Source organism: Methylibium sp. T29-B (assembly GCF_000576225.1).
Classification (GTDB): Bacteria; Pseudomonadota; Gammaproteobacteria; order Burkholderiales; family Burkholderiaceae_C; genus Methylibium; species Methylibium petroleiphilum.
Window position 1 is genome coordinate 1 of sequence record NZ_AZSN01000247.1, and the last position, 3597, is coordinate 3597.

The following is a 3597-nucleotide window of genomic DNA, read 5'->3' on the forward strand; positions in this document are numbered from 1 at the left end:
CACCGCCGATGCGTCGCTGGGCCCGGCGATGAGCCGGGCGCAGTGCGTGCAGGCGCTGGAACTCGGCCGCGAGGTCGTCGGCTCGGTGCCGGGCAACGCGCTGGTGCTCGGCGAGATGGGCATCGGCAACACCTCGGCCGCGGCGCTGCTGACGGCACACTTCACCGGCGCGCCGCTGGCCGCCTGCGTGGGCCGCGGCACCGGACTCGACGATGCGGGGTTGGCCCGCAAGCTCGAGGTGCTGGCGCAGGTGGCGCAGCGCCATGCGGGCGTCGCCACGCCGCTCGAGGCGCTGGCGGCCTTCGGCGGCTTCGAGATCGCCGCGCTGACCGGTGCGATGCTGCAGGCCGCGCACGAGCGGCGGCTGATCGTCGTCGACGGCTTCATCGTCACCGCCGCGCTGCTGGTCGCGCACGCGCTGCAACCGGCGGTGCTGGACGCCTGCGTGTTCGCGCACTGCTCCGACGAGGCCGGCCACGCCCGCGCGCTGGCGCACCTGGGTGCGCGGCCGTTGCTGGCGCTGGACCTGCGGCTCGGCGAAGGCTCGGGCGCGGCGCTGGCCTGGCCGCTGGTGGTCGGCGCGGTGGCATTGCTCGACGGCATGGCCTCGTTCGAAAGTGCCGGAATCAGCGGGCGCGATGCGAGCGCCGCGACCGCATGAAGCCCGTCAAGCCGCGCCTCGCCCACGAACTGCGCCTGCTGCTGCTGGCCTTGCAGTTCTTCACCCGCGTGCCCGTGACCGGCCGGCTCGCAGCGTGGATGGGTTGGGATGCGGCGTGGCTGAACCAGAGTGCGCGCTACTTCCCGCTGGTCGGCGCCTTCGTCGGCGCCATTGCGGCGCTGGTGTTCGCCGTGGCGGCCCTGCTGTGGCCGATGTCCGTGGCCGTGGGCCTGTCGATGGCTGCGACGATCCTGCTGACCGGCGCCTTCCACGAGGACGGCTTCGCCGACACCTGCGACGGCCTCGGCGGCAGTGCCGAGCGGGCCCGCGCGCTGGAGATCATGAAGGACTCGCGCATCGGTGCCTACGGCGCCATCGGGATCGTCGTGATGCTGGGGCTGAAGGCGCTGGCGCTGATGTCGCTGCCGCTGGGCTGGGCGCTCGCGGCGCTGTGCGTCGCGCACACGCTGTCGCGTGCCGTCGCGGTGAGCCTGAACTGCGGGTTGCCGTATGCCGGTGATCCCGCGCACGCCAAGGCCAAGCCGCTGGCGCAGCAGGTGTCGGTGGGCAGCTGGGCGGTGGCTTGCGTGTGGCCGCTGGCGTTGATCGCAATGTTCGCCGCGGCACGTCACGGCAGCGACTCGTTCGCGCTGCCGTCGCCGCAGGCCTGGGCGGCGGCGCTGGTCGCTGCCGCGATGACCGGGCTGGCCTGTGCGCGCTGGTTCCGCCGTCGGCTGGGCGGCGTGACCGGCGACACGCTGGGGGCGTCGCAGCAGCTCAGCGAGCTGGCGGTCTACCTGGCCATGTTGGCGATGCTGGGGCGATGAGCGTCGATGCTGAGCGTCCGGCGCCGCTGATGCACGCCTGGCGCCACCCGGCGCCGAAGGGTGCCGCGGGCCGCTGCATCGGCGCCCGCACGGACCTGCCGGTCGATCGCCGCAAGGCCAAGCGGCTGGCGCACCGCATCCGCGCGATCGCGCGCCGCGAGGGTCTGCCGCGTGCGGTCGCGACCTCGCCGCTGGCACGTTGCCGCGACGTGGGCCGCTGGCTGCGGCGCTTCGGCTTCCGTCACGTGGTCGATGCGCAGCTCGCCGAGCTGGACTTCGGCCGCTGGGACGGGCGCTGCTGGGAGGCGATCGACGCGGCCGAGATCGCGGCCTGGTCGGCGGACCTTGTCGGTCATGCGCCGGGCGGCGGCGAGTCCGTGCGAGTGTTGCTGTCGAGGGTGCGGGCGGTGCACGCGCGGGCGCCCGCGGCGCTGCTGGTCACGCACGGTGGCTGGCTCTCCGCCGCGGTCTGGCTGGCGCTCGGTGAGGCGCACGCTCCGACGGCCGCCACGTGGCCGAAGGCGCCGGGCTACGGACGTCGGGTGGCCCTGTGGCGTCTACAGGCCCCGGCGCTCCACCGCCCCTCGGATCGGTGACATCGGCACGTGCTCCCGTCGCACGAGCAGGTCCGACGCGGGCGTCCCGGCCGCCAGCCGCGCGAGCCAGTCGTCCGGGTCGAACTCGACGCCCAGCGGATTGGCGGCATACACCGGCCCGCGCATGAAGGCGTTGGCCTCTTGCTTCGAGGCGAAGGCCTCCACCTGGAACTCCATCTGGTTGCCGTCGGGGTCGGCGTAGTACATCGACACCGTCACGCCGTGGTGGACGCACCAGTAGGGCGTGATGCCCAGCGACTTGAGCTGCACGTAGTTCTCGAACAGGTCGTGCAGCGAGGCGTAGCCGTAGGCCACGTGATCGATGCCGATCAGGCCGGTCTTCTCGGTCTCGCCCTCGGGCTGCAGCAGTGCCAGATTGGCGAATGCGAAGCGGTGGTGCTCGTCGTCGTAGGTCAGGAAGGCCAGCGCCGGACTCTGCTGCTGGATCCGGGCGTCGAACACGACCCGGTACCACGCCAGCATCTCCTCGAAGCGGCGGGTCCGGTAGAGAACGTGCGCAAGCTTGCCGGGGCGGACGCGGGTCATGGCGATGAGCCTCCTTGCGGTCTCCGGCCAGGATGGTAGAACCGAACGAGGCCAGTCGCTCAGTCGAGTGCGACCACCCGGTCTCCCGGTCCGGGCTCGCAGGCCGCTCCGATGGGCTGCCAGCCGCGGCGAACGACGACCTGCCGTTCGTCGTGACAGAGCTCGATGCGCTCGGCCTCGGGCAGCCGCCTGTGCACGAAGGCCTCGATCGACGCCGGCATGCTGATGTGGAACTGCAGCGCATAGCGGTCCTCGGCGGGATGGTCGTCGAGGTGCACCCAGGGCACGAAGTGCGCGGCGAACATCAGCAGCTGCGAGCCGACCTGCAGCGGCGCCGGCGCGTAGCCCTGTTCGGCCAACCAGGCCTGCGCGCGGGCGCGCGCTTCGGGGCTGCCGTCGCGCCCACGGTCCAGCGCGCCCCAGGCCGTGGCCAGCAGCTCCATCACCCACTGGTTGCAGTTCTGGTAGCGCAGGCCGTAGGGGTGCGCGTTGGCGCTGTAGCGCTCCGCCAGCAGGCGCAGCGCGAGCGCCTTGTCGAGCGCTGCGCGTTCCAGCGTCGCCGCCTCGGCCGGCGGCGGCAGCACGATGGACACATGGCCGATCGCCGGATCGTCGGTGCCGAACAGGAAGCCGGCGAGCCCCTGGTCGTAGAGCCGGGGCCGCGATTCATCGCAGGCGTAGTAGAGCTGGCGCACCGACCAGGGCCCGTTCTCGCTGGCTTGCAGACCGATGCCGGCATGCGAGTAACGCACGTCGAAGCGGCTCAGGTCCAGGCCCGACCGAGAGATCAGCGCCACCGTGCGGCCGGAGGTGTCGAGCTCCTGCCGCACCACGGCGGCGAAGCGCAGCAGCCGGTCCTGCTGCCGAGCGGTGAGCGAGGTGGGGCGGTCGCAGAAACGCGAGGCGTCTGACGGTGCCGCCAGTGCACCGCCGGCCGCCGCGCCGGCCCATAGCCCGGCCGCCAGCG

General features: G+C 72.8%; 5 protein-coding genes. 3 read left to right on the forward strand and 2 right to left on the reverse strand.

Annotation, left to right across the window (positions count from 1 at the left end):
* The 3 genes from Y694_RS20475 to Y694_RS20485 all read left to right on the forward strand — a co-directional run.
* Window positions 1-661: nicotinate-nucleotide--dimethylbenzimidazole phosphoribosyltransferase (locus Y694_RS20475; protein WP_036236004.1), on the forward strand; the 661-nt coding region annotated here is incomplete at its 5' end.
* Complete coding sequence (locus Y694_RS20480) at window positions 658-1488, forward strand: adenosylcobinamide-GDP ribazoletransferase (RefSeq protein ID WP_036236008.1); 831 nt, start codon at window positions 658-660, stop codon at window positions 1486-1488. The genes Y694_RS20475 and Y694_RS20480, both read left to right, overlap by 4 nt.
* A complete protein-coding gene (locus Y694_RS20485; protein WP_036236011.1) occupies window positions 1485-2084 on the forward strand; it encodes a histidine phosphatase family protein in 600 nt (199 codons plus the stop codon). The genes Y694_RS20480 and Y694_RS20485 overlap by 4 nt, the downstream gene beginning before the upstream one ends.
* Here Y694_RS20485 and Y694_RS20490 read toward each other — a convergent pair.
* Window positions 2046-2630: a VOC family protein gene (locus Y694_RS20490; protein WP_036236014.1), complete on the reverse strand. Its 585-nt coding sequence runs from the start codon at window positions 2628-2630 to the stop codon at window positions 2046-2048. The genes Y694_RS20485 and Y694_RS20490 overlap by 39 nt on opposite strands.
* A 59-nt stretch (window positions 2631-2689) precedes the next feature.
* Window positions 2690-3595, reverse strand: a complete 906-nt coding sequence (locus Y694_RS20495) for a DUF2145 domain-containing protein (protein WP_051495947.1) — start codon at window positions 3593-3595, stop codon at window positions 2690-2692.
* Between the last annotated feature and the right edge of the window lie 2 nt (window positions 3596-3597).

Excerpts from the sequence above, each read along its gene's own strand:
- Y694_RS20480 (WP_036236008.1), top strand. The coding sequence starts at position 658 with ATGAAGCCCGTCAAGCCGCGCCTCGCCCACGAACTGCGCCTGCTGCTG.
- Y694_RS20485 (WP_036236011.1), top strand. The coding sequence starts at position 1,485 with ATGAGCGTCGATGCTGAGCGTCCGGCGCCGCTGATGCACGCCTGGCGC.
- Y694_RS20490 (WP_036236014.1), bottom strand. The coding sequence starts at position 2,630 with ATGACCCGCGTCCGCCCCGGCAAGCTTGCGCACGTTCTCTACCGGACC.